The organism is Bacteroidota bacterium (assembly GCA_016713765.1).
GTDB classification, from domain to species: Bacteria; Bacteroidota; Bacteroidia; order AKYH767-A; family 2013-40CM-41-45; genus Pollutiaquabacter; species Pollutiaquabacter aromativorans.
The window spans coordinates 800949-817295 of sequence record JADJON010000003.1 but is presented as its reverse complement, the minus strand read 5'-3'; the positions used below and the strand labels follow the sequence as shown (position 1 = coordinate 817295).

The window sequence follows — 16347 nt, the reverse complement described above, 5'->3', positions numbered from 1 at the left end:
GACCCCGTCATGGTGAAACCCGGCCGTAAGTATTCTTTTTGTGCGCTCGCAACCTGCCTGAGCCTGACGCTGCTGTTCAGCGTAACGGGTGCGGTATGGGCGGGACCGGAGGATTCCGTGCGTACGGATGTGGCGGCCATGGTGACGAACGAGTTCGTGTACCAGCCCGACACCAACCTGCAGGTGAACGAAGGCGAGATCCGCGCCGGACTGCTGTACGATGCCGTCAACCAGAAGATCGTTTGGGAAAAGAACATGAGTTCGTCCTATCCCATCGCCTCGCTGACCAAGATGATGGTCGCCCTGCTGGCGGTGGAAGACGTGCGCGCCGGCAAGTATCGCTGGGAGGACCGGGTGCAGTGGACGCGCGAGACGGTCGTCGGTCGCCGCAAGCACCGCCGGATCGTCCGCACGATCGTGAACTACTCGCTGTACGACGTCTTCAAGGCGTCGATGATCGCGTCCAACAACGAATGCGCCGATCAGATGGCCCGCTTCCTCGGCTGCGGCGACCTGGCGTCGAGCCTGCGTCGCATGAACGAGAAGGCCGCCTCGCTGGGCATGAGCAACACCTGGTACGGCAACCCTACCGGACTACCCGGCACCGGCGGCAACCCCGACAACTATTCTTCTCCGACCGACCAACTGCGGCTCGCGCTGGAGATGCTGAAGTACGAAGAGATCCTCGAAGTGACCGGTCAGGGCTATGCCCAGATCGACAACGGCAAAAGCAACAGCGTCATCCGCAACCACAACGGCCTGACGATCCAATACACCGGTGAAGTGGACGGCCTGAAGACGGGTTACACCCGCCGCGCCGGCTTCTGCCTCGTCGGCACGACCGCGAAGTGCGGTCACCGTCTGATCAGTGTCGTCCTCGGCTGCCGCGGACCGGCACTGCGCAACGAGCTGGTGCGCGACCTGTTCAACAACTATTACACCTCGATCCACCTCGATCCGCTGGGACCCTGCGTGGCGCCTCCCGGACTGCTGGCCACCACCGCGCCGGCGGGCGTAGATACCGTGAAGCCGGCCGCGAGCAACGGCGAGTACATCACCGTAAAGGAGAAAGTACGCAAGCAACATACCGTCCGTCGCGGCGAAACCCTCAGCGGCATCGCCGATCGTTATGGTGTGTCCATGTCGCAACTGCGTTCCTGGAACAAAGGCCGGATCAAGTCGAGCCGCGTGCTGGCCGGACAACGCCTGAACGTGTACACCACCGTCTCGCGCAAGGTCTGGATGACCAAGCCGGCGAACGGAGGCGAGGAAGACGATAACCAGACCCTGATGGCGGGCAAGACCACCGTCACCGATACCGATGCGCCGGATACAGCCGTCGCGAAAGCCGAAGCCAAGCCGGCACCGGCGAAACCGAAACCTGATTTCATCTACCACACGATCGCCCCGGGCGATACGCTTTTCTCCATCGCACGCAAATACGAAGGCATCTCCGTGGAGCAGTTGAAAGAACTCAACCACATCCACGACATCCGCAGCCTGAAACCCGGACAGAAGTTAAAGGTCCCGGTCAAAGGATGATGCGAGGTGTGTGATGCGAGGGTAATTCTGCCCACTGCCCACTGCCTACCGCCTACTGCCTACTGCCTCCTGCCTACTGCCTACCATCCACTGCCCATTGAATCGATCACTAAATGAGCACCTCGGCATGATTTTAGTATTTTGGCGGCGGCCAAAACACTGATCTTGATCCGATGAAAAAATCGCTTGCTTTGTTCCTGCTGGTCTTCGTTGCCCAGATTTCATTCGCGCAGAAGAACGCGCCCGTCGCGCCGGTCGTACTACCGGTCGACAGCATCACCAAACTCATCACTTACGAAGGCGTACTCGAAGCCAAGGGCGTCGGCGCCGATGCCTTGTACCAGCGCGCGCTCACCTGGTTCCGCGGCTTTTACAAAAACCCCGGCGAAGTGATCCGCGAGAACGACTCCATCAAACTCAAGATCACCGGCAAGCCGCGCTTCAAGATCTACAACGCGCCCGACAAGACCGGCCTCAAGACCGAAGCCGGGCTGGTTCAATACACCATCACGCTGGCGGTGAAGGATGGCCGGTTCCGCTACGAGCTTACCGAGTTCAACTGGAAGCAACTCAGCTACTATCCTTGCGAGCGCTGGATGGATACCAAGTCGCAGACTTATCTACCCGTTTACAACGATTACCTCACCCAGGTCGACGGCTACGTCAAAGACCTCGTCGCGAAGCTCCACGAGGCCATGACCCACGAGAAGCCGGTGAAGGATCGGGACAATTGGTGAATTCAAGTAACACAGAGTTTCCTTTAGACTTGCCTTCGTAACTTCAAGCTGACTGTGCTGGAAGAGATAGAGGTGAACTAAGCAGAGTTAGAGCCTTCAGGGCTAATCTGTGTATCAGTCCTCTATCTCTTTTCAGGGTGCGGTGCCAGTTAGAATCATAGGCATCCAGGCCTATTAAAGGTTTTAGCAGCACATCCTGTTCCAGTACAGACAAATAAACCTTAAAACCAAAGTTATGAAAACAGTCTGTACCGTTGGCATTGACATCTCATCGCAATGGCTGGATGTAGCGCTGGTAGTGGACCCTTCAGCCAAACCCTTGAGTCTGTTCCGGGTGAAGAACAGCCAGGAGGGAATTGAATCCATGTTTAAACGCCTGAAAAAGGAGGTGCCAGCGGGATCACCTCCCTGGTTTTGCATGGAACACACCGGCAACTACGGATTGCTTTTGTGTTGCCTGTTACAGGAAAAGGGTATGACCTATTCGGTAATACCGGCAAGAGAGATCCAACAATCCCTGGGCGTAACCCGAGGTAAAAGTGACCGGACGGATGCAGAGCGAATCGGCGTTTACGCCTTGATCCATCATCACAAGCTCCGGCCATTTGTGATCCCTCAAAAATCCATCCTTCAACTCAAAGAGCTGATCTCCTACCGCGCCTCGTTGGTGCAGCAACATACCCAGAATGTCAATAGCCTCAAGAGCCGCTCAAAGCTCAATATTGTGATCGACAATCACCTGGTTACCGAGGATCTGGAACAACACATTCAACGGCTGGAAAAGAGCATTAAGGCAGTAAACGAGGCCATTGAAAAAGTGATCGCCTCCGATCCGGAGCTCAAACAGAATTTTGATCTGATACAATCTGTCAAGGGAATAGGACTCATTGCTGCAACGATGATGCTCGTTATAACCCAGAACTTCACTCAGTTCGATGATGGTCGTAAGTTCGCCTGCTATGCCGGAACGGCGCCTTTTGAACACTCCTCCGGATTAACCAAGGGAAGGACCAGGGTACATCCCATGGCAAATAAGCAGATGAAAGCAATCTTGCTCAACGGAGCCAATAGCGCCATGATCTACGACCCTGAAATAAGGGTCTACTGCCAAAGGAAAAAGGCCGAGGGCAAACACCACAAAGTCATCGCAAACGCCGTAGCCTGCAAACTGATCAATCGGGTCTTTGCAGTCATTAAAAGAAAAACCCCATTCGTCCTAACCTACGAGAAAAAAATCAATCAAAACGTTGCGTAAGTCTTAGAATACACAGAGGGCACACAGAGTCCCACAGAGATCGAACTCTGTGATACTCGTACGTTAGCGCCATTCCTTAAAAATAGGAAATTAGAGGCAAGGTTGATAAGTAAGGTGGCGGGAGGTGATCCGTGCCCAAGCAGTCCGTGAGACATGCTCTCACAGAGATATGCCCCCGTCATCTTCTTACTCTTTAGAGTCTGAACAGAATCCAAGGCGTCCTGGATGTCAGAGACAGCTTGAGTAGGTTACGAGTAAAGACGAGGGGGAGTATGCTTATCATCCGAGATCAAAACCCATTCAGTCATGGAGAACGTTATTCGCCAATGCATTGGAATTGATTGCGGGATGAAGGAGCATGTTGCCAGCTTCAGCCGCATGTATGCCGACCTTCGGGTGGAGTATGTATCGACGCTGACCATCCCCAATGGCCCGGGAGGCTTCGTCAAGCTCTCCAAATGGATCCGGAAGCTGATGGATCCATCCATGCCCTGTCAGTTTGTGTTGGAAGCCACCGGTGTTTATCATGAAACGCTGGCGTGCTTCCTTACGGAGAAGGGCTGGCCGGTGAGCGTAGTACTTCCCAACCGGGCAAAGTACTTTTCCAAGACACTTACAGTAAAGACGGTCAATGACAAAGTATCTTCCCAGACATTGGCCGCCATGGGCCTGGAGAAGAAACTGGACGTCTGGTCGCCGCCGGATCCGATTTACAATCAGCTGCGGCAGCTAACCCGGGAGCGAGATCAGCTCAAAGCGGAAAGTACGCAGATCAAATGTCAGTTACACGCAGAAGAGAGCGGAGCCTGGCCCAACAAGTCAAGCATTAAACGGATGAATCAACGATTGTCTTTGATTGAACGACAGGTAGAAGAAGTGGAAACGTCCATCCGGGAAGTCGTTGCTGAATCACCTGAGATTGATCAGGCTGTAAGACGCATGACATCGATTGTAGGTGTTGGGATGCTCACAGCAGTAACGGTGCTGGCGGAAACCAATGGATTCAATCTGGTAAGGAACAAGAAACAGCTAGTCAGCTATGCGGGGCTGGATGTGGTGGAAAGGACATCCGGTATATCGGTCAGGGGAAGGTCCCGCATATCGCATCGAGGGAACCGGTACTTAAGAAAGTGCCTGTACTTCCCGGCCATGACTGCAGCACGTCATTCAAATGACCATAAGGCGTTGTACAACAGGCTCATCAGCAAACACGGAATTGCGATGAAAGCAGCGGTTGCGGTTCAAAGAAAGTTATTGGTCATGATGTATGCGATCTGGAAAAACGGAACAATCTACGACCCCAACTACGAATCAAAAAAGCAACAAAATGAATTAGGGCAGACCCGAAGACCTGCCCTAACGGAACTGGCTTAAAGCCGTTCTTTGTAATCCCGAATTTAGAAAAAAATCTAACACGGAAATTTGGCGGTTAACACAGAATCTCTGTGTGCCCTCCGCGTTACTCTGTGCTACTCTTTTTTAGCGTACTCAGTTCTCCACCACGATCGTCGGGCCATTCACTTGTTTGACGGGTTCTATGGTATGCAGGAAGCGATAGATCGATCGCAGGTCGTCGTCGCTGAAGTTGGAGAACGGTCCCCAGGGCATCGGCGAATCGGGGATCTTCTTCCCCTCCCGGAAACGCTTCACGAAATCATCCTCGCTCCACTTCGCGATATGTCCCGTCTCCGGATCCGGCGTCAGGTTCGGTGAAACCACGAACACGCCCGGTTTATCATCGACCGGCATATGGAATCCACCTGCGAAGAACGGTCCTGTATATTCACCCGTCGCCAGACTCCGGTTCGTATGACAACCGCGGCAGTTCGCGATGCTGTTCGCCAGGTATTTTCCGTATTCCGCACTCAAAGCAGGCGTCACGCTTTTCGCCACCTCGCCATCCGGCCCGATCGGTTTGATCATAAACGCCTTGATCGCCTTGCCGATGAAATTGAATTCGGTTTTCGGCACCTCGTACTTCACCGGTTCCAGGGTGCGGAGAAAGGAGATCACGGCAGTCAGGTCCTCGTCGCTCAGGTTGTGGAACGGCATGAAGTCGAGCAGCGCGTGTCCGTCCTTCGCGACACCATACCGCAACGAGCGGGCGATCTCGTAGTCGCTGAACGACAGCAGGCCCGTGGCATCCGAAGTCAGGTTGTGCGTGTACACCCTGCCGAACGGCAGATCGAAATAGCCGCCGCCGTGCAGCGGCACATGCTTACCGGCGAGCACATCCGCCCGCTGGTCGCGGGAAGTATGGCAGTCGGCGCAGTGTGCCGGACCGTACACCAGGTACTCGCCCCGTGCGATTACGGCGCTGTCGCGGCTCGCGGAGATCTCCGGCAGTGGGGCCTCAAAAGTCCGGTCGGCCCGGATGTAAACAACAGCGACAAACAATACCAGAATAACAAGCAGGATCAAACCGATCCTTTTAAGGATCCGAAGGAACGTTTTCATGATCAAAGAGTTGGGGGGATTAGAAAATTAGAATGCAATTCCTTGCATTGAACAACAGCCGGAAATCGGTCAATTTTTTCGGAGAAAAATCCTACTTCCCGGCAAGCAGCGCGGCGGCAACGGCAAGATCGCCCGGGTACGTGATTTTGATGTTCCAACGCTCACCGGCCACGAAGTGCAGGGCGATGTCGGCTTGTTCCAGCACCGAAGCGTCGTCGGTGAAGCCGCTTTGTTCTTCACCCGCGTAAGCGCGCAAGCCGAGGTCGGCGCGAAAACACTGCGGCGTCTGCATCAGGAAAAAGCGGGAGCGATCGACGGCCGAGTACCGATCACCGATTTGCTGTCGCAGCGAGTCGGTCACCGGCAGGCAGGGAATGGCGGTTCCTTTTTCGCTGGCTTCAGAGAAGCAACGCTGGAGAAATTCTTCCGGCAGGTAAGGTCGAACACCATCGTGAATGCCGATCACCGTTTGCGCGGGCGAGGTGATGGAGGCGCTGACCGCGGAGAGTCCGTTGCGGACGCTCTCATAGCGGGTCGCGCCGCCGGCGACGGTTTGATGGCTCACCGCGCAAGCGTGTTCGCGGCAGAGCGCGTTCCAGCGTTCCAGTTGAGTGGCGGGAAGTACGACGACGATCTCCAGCGCAAGATCGGCCTGGTGTGCCTGCTCGAGCGTATGCAGCAGGACCGGTTTGCCGTTGAGCAGGAGGAACTGCTTGGGAACATCGCTTCCCATGCGGCTTCCGGAACCTCCGGCGACCAGGATCAGGATCTTGCGCATCGTGCTGAACTCAGCCGCGAAGATACGCCTTTGCGAGGTGCTGGTACCGCAAGCGGAAATAAGTGGAAAGGAGCGCGAACAGGAAACAGCCGATCGCGACGAGACCGGCGATGAGTCCGGCCTTTCCGTTCAGCGAAGACGCGCTGGCCCGCGCCGACTCCACCGTGACGATGCTGGGCAGGTTGCGGTCGAGGAGCGAGGCTTCGAGGAGTCGGTAGTACTTGCCGGCGTTGATGAGCTGATCGGTCGAGCTGTGCAAAGCGTAGATCGTCTGAGCCAGCGCCTCCTGTGAACGGTCCATCGTCGCGGAGTGGGGAAGGCCTTCGAGTTCATCCAGGCTCTTCTGCAGACGCTGTGCCTGGGCATCGTGTTCCGCGCGCAGCTTCCCGATCATCTCTTCGTTGATGCGCAGTCGTTTGCGCAGCGCGGTGACGGTGTTCTTCCGGTTGAGCTCGTCAGCATAGGTGGCGGCCTCGTTCGCGATCTCGGCGCAGCGATAGCGGTAAGCGTCTTCCACCGAGATGATGATCAGGTTGAACGGCGTCTTGACCAGCTTGATACGGGACTTCAGGATCCGGATGGCGCGCTCTTCGTAGAATTCTTTGGTGGTATCGATGCCATAGTGTTGCAACAAGCCGAACTTCCGGATGAGGTGCCGGTACATGTCGTTCGAGTGCACCGTGGCGAACAACCGGTTGTAGAAATCGCTTTTGAACGGATTGGCGCCCTGATCCTCGATGATGCGTGCATCAACGACCGTCGGGTCCACCCAGGTCACTTTCGCTTCCGACTGGTAGAGGAAAAGATGGAAACGACAGAAATAAAACGTGGCGAAGGAGAGCAGGACGGTGAGGAGGATCGTCCGGAATTTGGTCTTCCCGGCCTCCTGCAGAATTTCCTGTGTGGTGATTTCCGTCGCCATTCTTCTGTAAGTATAGAAAGACCCGTACGACAAACCAAAAAAATCGTATCATCGGTTCCGTTTCCATGAGCGCCGTTTCTTCGCGTTGGTCACCGCTGGTCGTCGGTGTTGTCTTGTTGCTGCTACCCTGTTGCAGGCTGTTGGCCTTGCAGGACCCGGCGTTCACCCCACCGCAACTGCTCCTCGCCCTCGCGGGCCTGTTGTTCTCCTGCTATTTTTCGTTCCGGAAACCCGGGAAGGAATTGGACGGCTTGTTGCATCCCTGGTACCTGCTGAGCGCGCTCCAGTTTTTGTGGATGATGCTTTCTTTGCGGACCTCCTGGATCGCCGGCGAAGGGATACTCGATCTTCTGCGGTTTGGTATATACGCGGGCTGGACGATCCTGCTGGTGGCGGCCTTGCGTTTGCTGCCCGATCCGATGCGGATCGTAAGCCGGATCGCTTTGTTCACGGTCTTGCTTTGCTTGATCCCGATGGTGATCCAAGTCGTGGAAGCGATGAATCATCCGAAGGGATTCTTCGTCGACTATCATTTGTCATCCTTTTTCGGCAACAAGAATTATTACAGCGGCGTACTGATCCTGTTGCTGCCTTTCACACTGGCGCAGGCGACAACTGAAAAAAGCGGATGGCGTACCGCAGGACGCGTCGCCGTCGTATTGGTCGTCTTGCAATTGCTGCTCTTGCAATCGGTCGCCGCCTGGATCGCGCTGCTGGCGATGGCGTTGGTATCGGTACTGCTGCCGGGAGGTGTTGCTGCGCGTTTGAAGCTGGTCCGGTGGAGCGCCGGAGTGGTTGGAGTACTGATCGCGGGGGTGTTTGCCATCAGCGGCTATTCCAATTACGACGAATTGCTGATCGGCAAAGTGAAGGACCTGCGCCAGGGCGGTTCGATCGCGGAGCGCATCGCGGAAGCCGATCTGCGAAACGAGAATTCGCTCTTCGAACGGGAGCTCATGTTCCGCAACGCCTGGTTGCAGTTCCGGGATCATCCGGCGTTCGGCGCGGGTGTTTCGAATTACAGGATGTTGCAGGCGCAATACGGAGTCGGTGGTACGCCGCACCTCAACAGCGGGCACGTTCGCTTTGAGCATCCGCACAACGAATACCTCTTGTTGCTGGCGGAACAAGGCTTGCCGGGTCTCCTGCTCTGGCTGGCCATGATCACGGCCCTGCTCGTGCCGGCCTGGCGTTTGATGAAAGATGACCAGGCAACTTCCCCGGCCCGACAGGCAGCCCGTTGGAGCGTGACCGGAGTAGCGGGTTTCCTGGTGTTGTCAATGCTGGCGTATCCGGCCCTGCGACCGATGGAGCGGATGCTGTTCCAACTGCACGCGGCGATCCTGATCGTCGTGGTTCCGCGGACCATCGGCACGAACCTATCGTTGAAGGCGGGCAGACGCGGCTGGTGGTTGCTCGCCTTGTTTTTCCTCGGCTCGTTCGGCGTGCTCTGGCAGCGGCTGGGATCCGAGTTGCACTTTTTTCAGTCGCTCGTCTGGCAGGCGAAGCGTCAGCCGGAGCGACAGATCCGGGAGGTGCGCAAGGCCGCGGGATACTGGATGCAAGTGGACTTTACGACCACGCCGCTGATCTGGTACGAAGGCACCCACGCGTTCTATCGCGGAGAAGTGGCGAAGGCCTTGCCCTATTTCGAGCGGTCGGCACAACTATCGCCCTGGCATTTACGGGTCATCAACGATCTCGGGACTTGCTACGAGCAGTTGGGCAAGCGCGACAGTGCAGTAAGCTTGTACGAACGGGGGTTGCGCATCACACCGCATTTCGTCGAGGGAAGATTGAATCTCGCCGCGGCCTGGTTCAATGCCGGTCGTGCCTGGCAGGCTGCGGCCACCTTGGAAAAACTCGATCCTGCTACGCTCCGGAAAGCGGAACGGGAGAAGTACACGACCTACGCGCGTGTCATCCTCAGCGCGATCGCCCGTTCCGATATGAATGCGGTACGCGATACCGCGCGCTATTTTCCATGGATCGAAGGCTTCCAGGGATGGCAGGAGGTGTTGATCGGAAGCAAAGGAGATTCAGCGAACCTGAAGCGGGCTATCGAATCAGCCTGGAAGCAGGCGGAAGCGCGTCAGTGATGCAGCCCCAGATAGGAGGCGAGTAAATGAACCGAGGTGGCGTAGCCCAGTGCGATCGCCATCGCCTGGAGGGTGATCTCCCAGACCCGTTTGCGATCGCGCCGGATGTCGTCGGGATTCTCCACTTCTTCCAGTTCGCCGAGGTGACGGAAATTGTGCAGGCTGAAAAATCCGAAGATGATGCAGAAGCGGGTACGCACCTCCCAGCATAGTACCAGCAGGGAGAACGTGGAGCACAGCAGGAAGAACCAGACCCAAAGCGAGTCCCACCAATAAAAGCTGCCGATGGACAAGAAGGCCGTCACCGGCAGAAAAAGCCGAATGAATTTCCAGCGGACGGAAACCTCTTTCTGTCCGATGTTGCATACACCCGGTTTGTATTGATTGCGACGGTGTGGCATGGCTTTAAACGGGTAAACAAGGACGTTTACAAATAGTTCATCACAGTCGACGAACACCCGGAATTCTGCGCTAAATGCCCCGAAAAATAGTAATTTTGCGCTCCCCATCATCAGGCGAAGGGGAATTTCCGGCCCCGTAGTTCAACGGATAGAATACCTGCCTGCCGTCAGGCAGGGAAGTTTCTAAACTTTGACAGGGAAAATAAGTAATCAACGGCCCCGTAGTTCAACGGATAGAATACCTGCCTGCCGTCAGGCAGGGAAGTTTCTAAACTTTGACAGGGAAAATAAGTAATCAACGGCCCCGTAGTTCAACGGATAGAATACCTGCCTGCCGTCAGGCAGGGAAGTTTCTAAACTTTGACAGGGAAAATAAGTAATCAACGGCCCCGTAGTTCAACGGATAGAATACCTGCCTGCCGTTAGGCAGGGAAGTTTCTAAACTTTGACAGGGGAAATAAGTAATCAACGGCCCCGTAGTTCAACGGATAGAATAGAAGTTTCCTAAACTTTTGATACAGGTTCGATTCCTGTCGGGGCTGCATAGTTTTATTCATATGGAGTATTTTGTTTATGCGATTCGTAGTTTGAAGGATGGTCGAATATATGTTGGTATGTCAGAGAATGTTGCCAAGCGGTTGAATCAACATAACATGGGATCAACAAAATCTACAAAAGGGTATCGCCCATGGGAATTGGTTTATTCGGAAAAGTGTGTGGATAGGGCGAAAGCACGTGATCGTGAAAAGTTCTTTAAAAGTGGCTCAGGTAAAGAGGCATTGAAGAGATTACTTGTATTTCAGATTCACTGAGAATTCGTGATTGAGAATTACTTGCCTCGAAGGATTTGGTGCCAGTTTTATTCACTTTTGTAGATTGCATCAAACATGACATTAACGAACTATATCCAAAAATTATGGAATAGTGCCCCGCTCGCATTGATCCTTATCGGTGCCGCATTTTTTCGTCTGCTCGCTGTCCTGTTCAGCAAAGGCTATGGCATGCACGACGATCATTTCCTGGTGATCGAGGCTGCGCAAAGCTGGGTCGATGGACGAGATTACAACTATTGGATCCCGTCACTCAGTCCGCAGGTCACGGAACCGACGGGGCATAGCCTGCTTTATCCGGGATTGCACTACTTCCTTTTTCGCCTGCTTGAAGGTATCGGCATGTTCGACCCGCAGGCGAAGATGTACGTCGTACGCTTGCTCCATGCGCTCCTGTCGATGACCATCGTGGTGATGGGTTATCGACTGGCGGACCGCCTGCAGGGAAAGGGCGCGGCAAAGATCGCGGGCCTGCTGCTGGGCATGTTGTTCTTCATGCCGATGATGAGCGTCCGCAACCTGGCGGAGTTCGTGTGCATTCCGGCGCTGTTGTACGCCAGTGTGATCGCCGTGCGGGAAGAGCACGACCAACGTTGGAAACCCCTGCTGCTGGCCGGACTCTTACTCGGACTCGCGTGCAGCGTGCGGTTCCAAACGATCGTTTTTTCCGGCGGCATGGGACTCGCCTTGTTGATCCTGCGCCGCTGGCGGCAGGCGTTTGCGTTGGGTGCAGGCTTCGTAGGAAGCCTCGTGTTGGTGCAGATGGTCACCGACATGATCATCTGGGGCACGCCGTTCATGGAGCTGATGGCCTACATCCGCTACAACATCGACAACGCCGAGACCTACGGCGTGCAGCGCTGGTACAATTACATCCTGCTATTGTCCGGGATCCTCATCCCGCCGGTCAGCCTGTTCCTGTTGTTCGGCTACCTCCGTTCCTGGCGGAAACATCTGTTGCTTTTCCTCCCTGCATTCGCTTTTCTCTTGTTCCATTCGTCCTTCCCGAATAAGCAAGAGCGCTTCATCCTGCCCGCCATTCCGTTTGTCATTATCCTCGGATCAATCGGTTGGTCGGCCTTCCATGCCGGTTCGCAGTTCTGGATGCGCAACACCCGACTCTACCGCGGCATCTGGATCTTCTTCTGGTCGGTGAACCTGGCCCCGCTGCTGTTTGTTTCCACGACGTATTCCCATCGCAGCAGGGTAGAAGCGATGGTTTATCTTTCCAGGAAAGCCGACTTCCGTGAGCTGATCGTGGAAGAGACCAACCACGACTATACCACCCAGCCGCCTTTGTTCTACCTGCGACACTGGACCAGTCCGCTGGAGCTGCACAGCGGGATCACGATGGATACGCTCAAAGCAAGAATGGCAGCCCGGATACCGGCGCACCGACCGAATTACGTGGTCTTTAACCAGGAAGACGATATCGACGCGCGCGTCGCCGCGTTCAATCGGGAGTTCCCGGGTTTAACCTACGAAACCACCATTTATCCGAGCTTCGTCGACGAGGTCATGCACTGGCTCAATCACCACAACGCGAATTTTACGGCGTATGTATATCGCATTGAGTGAACAGTGAACAGTAAACAGTGGGTAGCGAATAGCGAATAGTGAATAGCGAATAGTATGGGATGAAGGTTGTTTTTCCTCGTTCCTCGTCCCTCATCCCACCTTCTGTCGGCGAACTTTCAAACTTTCAAACTTCCAAACTTTCAAACTTTCAACGAACCCGGAACCCGGAACCCGAAACGCGGAACTATTCCTCGTCCCTCGCCCCACCTTCTGTCGGCGAACTTCCAACTTCCAACTTTCAACTTTCAACTTTCAATTTTCAACGTTTAAACGTTCAAACGTTCAACGAATCCTGAACCCTGAACCCTGAACCCGAAACGCGGAACTATTCTTCATCCTTCGTCGTCGCTTCCGAGGAGGTATGAAAGTGGATCGCCGCAAAGGTTTGTTTGATCATCTTCATCATCCAGTCGCTTTCCGACAGGAAGACCGGACGGTTCTCTTTGTCGTAGACGATCGAGCTGGCGCGGCTTGTCATGAACTGTTGCAGCTCGGCCGGTGAATCGGCGGTGATCCAGTAGGCCTTTGTGAAATTGAGCGGACGGAAATCGCACTTGGCGCCGTATTCGTGCTCCAGGCGGAACTTGATCACATCAAACTGCAGTTCTCCCACCGTGCCGATGATCTTCCGGTTACCCGGTTGCTGGACGAACAACTGCGCGACGCCTTCTTCGGTGAGTTGCTGGATGCCTTTTTCCAATTGCTTGGTGCGGAACGGGTCCCTGTTTTCCAACTCGCGGAAGATCTCGGGCGAAAAATTGGGAATGCCCTTGTAATGCAGTTCTTCTCCTTCGGTCAGGGTATCGCCGATCTTGAAGATGTCGTTGTCGTAGAGTCCGACCACATCGCCGGGATAGGCTTCTTCGATGAGCGATTTTTCGTTCGCCATGAAGCTGGTCGGGTTGGAAAAGCGGACTTTCTTGTCGAGCCGTGTGTGCCAGTAGAAGGTGTTGCGCTCGAATTTTCCGGAGCAGACACGCAGGAAGGCGATCCGGTCGCGATGGTTCGGGTCCAGGTTCGCGTGGATCTTGAATACGAAGCCGCTGAATTTCTGCTCGGTCGGGGAGACTTCCCGTTCCACCGTCGGGCGGGGACGCGGACTCGGTGCGATCTCGAGAAACGTTTCCAGGAGTTCCTGCACACCGAAGTTGTTGATCGCGCTTCCGAAGAACACGGGAGCGAGCAGTCCATCGCGATAAAGGCCGGTATCGAAGGGTTCGAAGACGCCTTCCACCAGTTGCACGTCTTCCCGCAGTTTGTCGGCGAATTTTTTTCCGACCAATTCGTCGAGTTGTTCATCGCCGAGGTCCGAGATCTTCGCCTTGCTTTCGCCGATGCGCGTCTTGTGCGCTTCGAAGAGGTTGAGTTCTTTCCGGTAGAGGTTGTAAACCCCCTGGAAGCTTTCACCCTGGCTGATCGGCCAGCTCAGCGGCCGGACATGGATGTGCAGTTTCTCCTGTAATTCGTCGAGCAGGTCGAAGGGATCCTTGCCTTCCCGGTCCATCTTGTTGATGAAGATGATCACAGGCGTACTGCGCATGCGGCAGACCGCCATGAGTTTCTCCGTTTGCTCTTCGACACCTTTGATACAGTCGATCACCAGGATGACCGAATCCACGGCGGTCAGCGTACGATAGGTGTCCTCGGCGAAGTCCTTGTGACCGGGCGTATCGAGGATGTTGACCCGCCGGCCCTGGTAATCGAAGCCCATCACCGAGGTGGCAACCGAGATACCGCGTTGTTTCTCGATCTCCATGAAGTCGGAGGTAGCGGCTTTTCGGATCTTGTTACTCTTCACCGCACCGGCCGTGACGATCGCGCCGCCGAAGAGGAGGAATTTTTCGGTGAGGGTCGTCTTACCGGCGTCGGGGTGACTGATGATGCCGAAAGTCCGGCGTTTCGCGATTTCCTTTTCGAGCTCCATGGAACGGGAGGATAAAAAAGCCGCGCCGGAATTCCCGGCGCGGCGCGAAAGTACTCATTTGCCCGCAAGGCTCAATGGGGTAGCCGTTTGCGGAGCAATCCGTAGCAGAAGGTTCCCGTCATAGCGGCCAGGAGGTAGGCCACAAACACGGTGTATCCGCTGCCCAGGAGGATGAACATCGGGGCCGGACAAGCACCGGCAAGCGCCCAACCCAAACCGAAGATAAAGCCACCGATCAGGTAGCGCGGTACGCTTTTGTTCTTGTCTTTGATCGTGATTTCCTGTCCTTCGACATTCTTCATATGCTCCCGCTTGATCAGCTGCACGACAATGATGCCGGAGACAATGGCGGAACCGATGATGCCGAACATATGAAAACTCTGGAAGTGGAACATTTCAAAGATCCGATACCAGGAAACCGCTTCGCTCTTATAAAGGATGAATCCCAGCAGCATACCAACCAGGATATAACGGGACATTTTCATGGGGTGAGGGAATGGTTATTTGTTATTTGTAATTAGTAATTAGTAATTAGTAACTAGTAACTAGTAACTAGTGTCATGTCAAGCATGGACTGACGGATAAAGGCGCTTTAGTTTTATGCGGGCATCTTTTGTAGTGAACTGCCAGTTGATTGCTTTCGTTTTTTTATTCCGATCAATTTGCCATGCGAGCGCTTCCTCGGTTACCGCCTCCATTGTGGGAATGTGTCTGTTTAGGCATTTTCGACTTAGGACATTGAGTTCTATTTCGGCCATGTTGAGCCAACTTCCATGTTTCGGAGTATAGACAAATTCAAATCGATCCCAGATTCTCTTTGCTTCTGTTGGTTCAAAAGCTTCATAAAAAGCGCCTGGACTGTGAGTTTTATAATTATCCATGACCAAAGTGATTTTCTTGGCTTTGGGATACCATTCATCCGCAATTCTTTTTACAAAGGTTGCCCAGTCAATTTTTGTTTTTGCTCCTTTACATCTACGAATCGTTTTCCTTTCAAGGGCTCATTCGCCATAAAAACATTGCACATTCCATGGCGAATGTAATCGTAGTCAACTTTGGCGGGCTGTCCCGGTTTCATTTCAATACTTCGATGGGCTTCTGCGATAAGTTGTTTTGGAGATTCATCCATACAGATAACTGGATTCGCCTTGTCATAAGGCCTTTTATAAACATCCAGTACTTTCTCCATGTTGGCAACAAACTCGGCGTTAGCTTCTGGCGGAATAACCCATCCTTTTACCTTCCAGGGACGTAAGTCGTTTTTTTAAAACGGTTCGCACCGTTTCGTGAGAGATTTTATCTACATAATTTAACTCGACCATTTTGTCTGCCAGAAGCCGCAAAGACCACTTGGCCTGGCCTTTTGGTGGCTTGCTGCAACAAAGGGTCACCAACTTTGCTTCAACTTCACCGTCAGCCTTTCTCTCATAATTGCGCGTGGAGGGCTTTCTTTCCAAAGTATTCTCAAGACCTTCCTCTATAAAGCGCTTTTTTACCCGATCAATGGTTCGCATACCCACTTTCAATACCGTACTGATCTGTTCATTAGTAACGGGCTCAGCAAACTTGCCCCGGTCACAATTCAACAAAATGTATGCGATTCTGAATGTGTGCGAAGAATGAGAACCCTTATTAATGATGGTCATCAGTTCCTCGCGTTCTGGTTTGGTTAGATGAATGGTGTATTTTGTCATAGGATAAGGTTTTGACAAAAATACACATTTTATTTTGCGTCATATTACACTTGACATGACACTAGTAACTAGTAACTACAATACTATTCGCTATTCGCTATTCACTATTCACTGTTTACTGTTCACTGTT

At 53.9% G+C, this 16347-nt stretch carries 13 protein-coding genes, 1 tRNA gene and 1 pseudogene; 8 read left to right on the top strand and 7 right to left on the bottom strand.

Annotated features, from left to right (window positions below; genetic code table 11):
- The first annotated feature begins 9 nt into the window (after positions 1 to 9).
- The 4 genes from IPJ96_14340 (at position 10) to IPJ96_14325 (ending at position 4908) form a co-directional block, all read left to right on the top strand.
- Entirely contained in the window at positions 10 to 1542 is a 1533-nt protein-coding gene (locus tag IPJ96_14340; GenBank protein MBK7911494.1) for a LysM peptidoglycan-binding domain-containing protein, read from the top strand.
- Positions 1543 to 1715: 173 nt separating this feature from the next.
- Positions 1716 to 2279 carry a DUF4468 domain-containing protein gene (locus IPJ96_14335; GenBank protein MBK7911493.1) on the top strand — a complete coding sequence of 188 codons (564 nt, stop codon included), beginning with the start codon at positions 1716 to 1718 and terminating at the stop codon, positions 2277 to 2279.
- A 235-nt stretch (positions 2280 to 2514) separates the two neighbouring features.
- Positions 2515 to 3534, top strand: a complete 1020-nt coding sequence (locus IPJ96_14330; GenBank protein MBK7911492.1) for an IS110 family transposase — start codon at positions 2515 to 2517, stop codon at positions 3532 to 3534.
- Positions 3535 to 3840: 306 nt separating this feature from the next.
- Positions 3841 to 4908 (top strand): IS110 family transposase, encoded by a 1068-nt coding sequence (locus IPJ96_14325; GenBank protein ID MBK7911491.1) that lies wholly within the window; start codon positions 3841 to 3843, stop codon positions 4906 to 4908.
- A gap of 114 nt (positions 4909 to 5022) precedes the next feature.
- Here IPJ96_14325 and IPJ96_14320 read toward each other — a convergent pair whose 3' ends face one another.
- The 3 genes from IPJ96_14320 to IPJ96_14310 form a co-directional block, all read right to left on the bottom strand.
- The gene (locus IPJ96_14320) at positions 5023 to 5991 is read right to left on the bottom strand and encodes a cytochrome c (GenBank protein ID MBK7911490.1); all 969 of its coding nucleotides are present in this window, start codon (positions 5989 to 5991) and stop codon (positions 5023 to 5025) included.
- Between the two features lie 91 nt (positions 5992 to 6082).
- Entirely contained in the window at positions 6083 to 6769 is a 687-nt protein-coding gene (locus IPJ96_14315) for a 2-C-methyl-D-erythritol 4-phosphate cytidylyltransferase (protein ID MBK7911489.1), read from the bottom strand.
- 10 nt (positions 6770 to 6779) lie between these two features.
- On the bottom strand, positions 6780 to 7691 hold the full coding sequence (locus tag IPJ96_14310; GenBank protein ID MBK7911488.1) for a hypothetical protein: 912 nt from the start codon (positions 7689 to 7691) through the stop codon (positions 6780 to 6782).
- Between the two features lie 65 nt (positions 7692 to 7756).
- On the opposite strand from IPJ96_14310, the gene IPJ96_14305 reads away from it, so the two are divergent.
- The gene (locus tag IPJ96_14305; GenBank protein MBK7911487.1) at positions 7757 to 9790 is read left to right on the top strand and encodes an O-antigen ligase family protein; all 2034 of its coding nucleotides are present in this window, start codon (positions 7757 to 7759) and stop codon (positions 9788 to 9790) included.
- Here IPJ96_14305 and IPJ96_14300 read toward each other — a convergent pair.
- Positions 9784 to 10191: a hypothetical protein gene (locus IPJ96_14300; GenBank protein ID MBK7911486.1), complete on the bottom strand. Its 408-nt coding sequence runs from the start codon at positions 10189 to 10191 to the stop codon at positions 9784 to 9786. The genes IPJ96_14305 and IPJ96_14300 overlap by 7 nt on opposite strands.
- Before the next feature lie 470 nt (positions 10192 to 10661).
- Between IPJ96_14300 and IPJ96_14295 the strand changes: the two genes are divergently transcribed.
- The 3 genes from IPJ96_14295 to IPJ96_14285 all read left to right on the top strand — a co-directional run bounded on the left by IPJ96_14295 (position 10662) and on the right by IPJ96_14285 (position 12599).
- Positions 10662 to 10733, top strand: a tRNA-Arg gene (locus IPJ96_14295).
- A gap of 15 nt (positions 10734 to 10748) precedes the next feature.
- Positions 10749 to 11003 (top strand): GIY-YIG nuclease family protein, encoded by a 255-nt coding sequence (locus IPJ96_14290; protein MBK7911485.1) that lies wholly within the window; start codon positions 10749 to 10751, stop codon positions 11001 to 11003.
- Between the two features lie 126 nt (positions 11004 to 11129).
- Entirely contained in the window at positions 11130 to 12599 is a 1470-nt protein-coding gene (locus IPJ96_14285) for a glycosyltransferase family 39 protein (protein MBK7911484.1), read from the top strand.
- A gap of 325 nt (positions 12600 to 12924) precedes the next feature.
- On the opposite strand, the gene IPJ96_14280 is transcribed toward IPJ96_14285, so the two are convergent.
- The 3 genes and pseudogenes from IPJ96_14280 to IPJ96_14270 all read right to left on the bottom strand — a co-directional run bounded on the left by IPJ96_14280 (position 12925) and on the right by IPJ96_14270 (position 16217).
- Positions 12925 to 14523, bottom strand: coding sequence for a peptide chain release factor 3 (locus tag IPJ96_14280; protein ID MBK7911483.1), 1599 nt, complete (start codon positions 14521 to 14523; stop codon positions 12925 to 12927).
- A gap of 71 nt (positions 14524 to 14594) precedes the next feature.
- The gene (locus IPJ96_14275) at positions 14595 to 15008 is read right to left on the bottom strand and encodes a YeeE/YedE family protein (protein MBK7911482.1); all 414 of its coding nucleotides are present in this window, start codon (positions 15006 to 15008) and stop codon (positions 14595 to 14597) included.
- A 78-nt stretch (positions 15009 to 15086) separates the two neighbouring features.
- Positions 15087 to 16217, bottom strand: a pseudogene (locus IPJ96_14270) (IS630 family transposase).
- Positions 16218 to 16347 lie beyond the last annotated feature (130 nt).

Coding starts and splice junctions, on each gene's coding strand:
- IPJ96_14340 (MBK7911494.1), top strand. CDS start 10: ATGGTGAAACCCGGCCGTAAGTATTCTTTTTGTGCGCTCGCAACCTGC.
- IPJ96_14335 (MBK7911493.1), top strand. CDS start 1,716: ATGAAAAAATCGCTTGCTTTGTTCCTGCTGGTCTTCGTTGCCCAGATT.
- IPJ96_14330 (MBK7911492.1), top strand. CDS start 2,515: ATGAAAACAGTCTGTACCGTTGGCATTGACATCTCATCGCAATGGCTG.
- IPJ96_14325 (MBK7911491.1), top strand. CDS start 3,841: ATGGAGAACGTTATTCGCCAATGCATTGGAATTGATTGCGGGATGAAG.
- IPJ96_14320 (MBK7911490.1), bottom strand. CDS start 5,991: ATGAAAACGTTCCTTCGGATCCTTAAAAGGATCGGTTTGATCCTGCTT.
- IPJ96_14315 (MBK7911489.1), bottom strand. CDS start 6,769: ATGCGCAAGATCCTGATCCTGGTCGCCGGAGGTTCCGGAAGCCGCATG.
- IPJ96_14310 (MBK7911488.1), bottom strand. CDS start 7,691: ATGGCGACGGAAATCACCACACAGGAAATTCTGCAGGAGGCCGGGAAG.
- IPJ96_14305 (MBK7911487.1), top strand. CDS start 7,757: ATGAGCGCCGTTTCTTCGCGTTGGTCACCGCTGGTCGTCGGTGTTGTC.
- IPJ96_14300 (MBK7911486.1), bottom strand. CDS start 10,191: ATGCCACACCGTCGCAATCAATACAAACCGGGTGTATGCAACATCGGA.
- IPJ96_14290 (MBK7911485.1), top strand. CDS start 10,749: ATGGAGTATTTTGTTTATGCGATTCGTAGTTTGAAGGATGGTCGAATA.
- IPJ96_14280 (MBK7911483.1), bottom strand. CDS start 14,523: ATGGAGCTCGAAAAGGAAATCGCGAAACGCCGGACTTTCGGCATCATC.
- IPJ96_14275 (MBK7911482.1), bottom strand. CDS start 15,008: ATGAAAATGTCCCGTTATATCCTGGTTGGTATGCTGCTGGGATTCATC.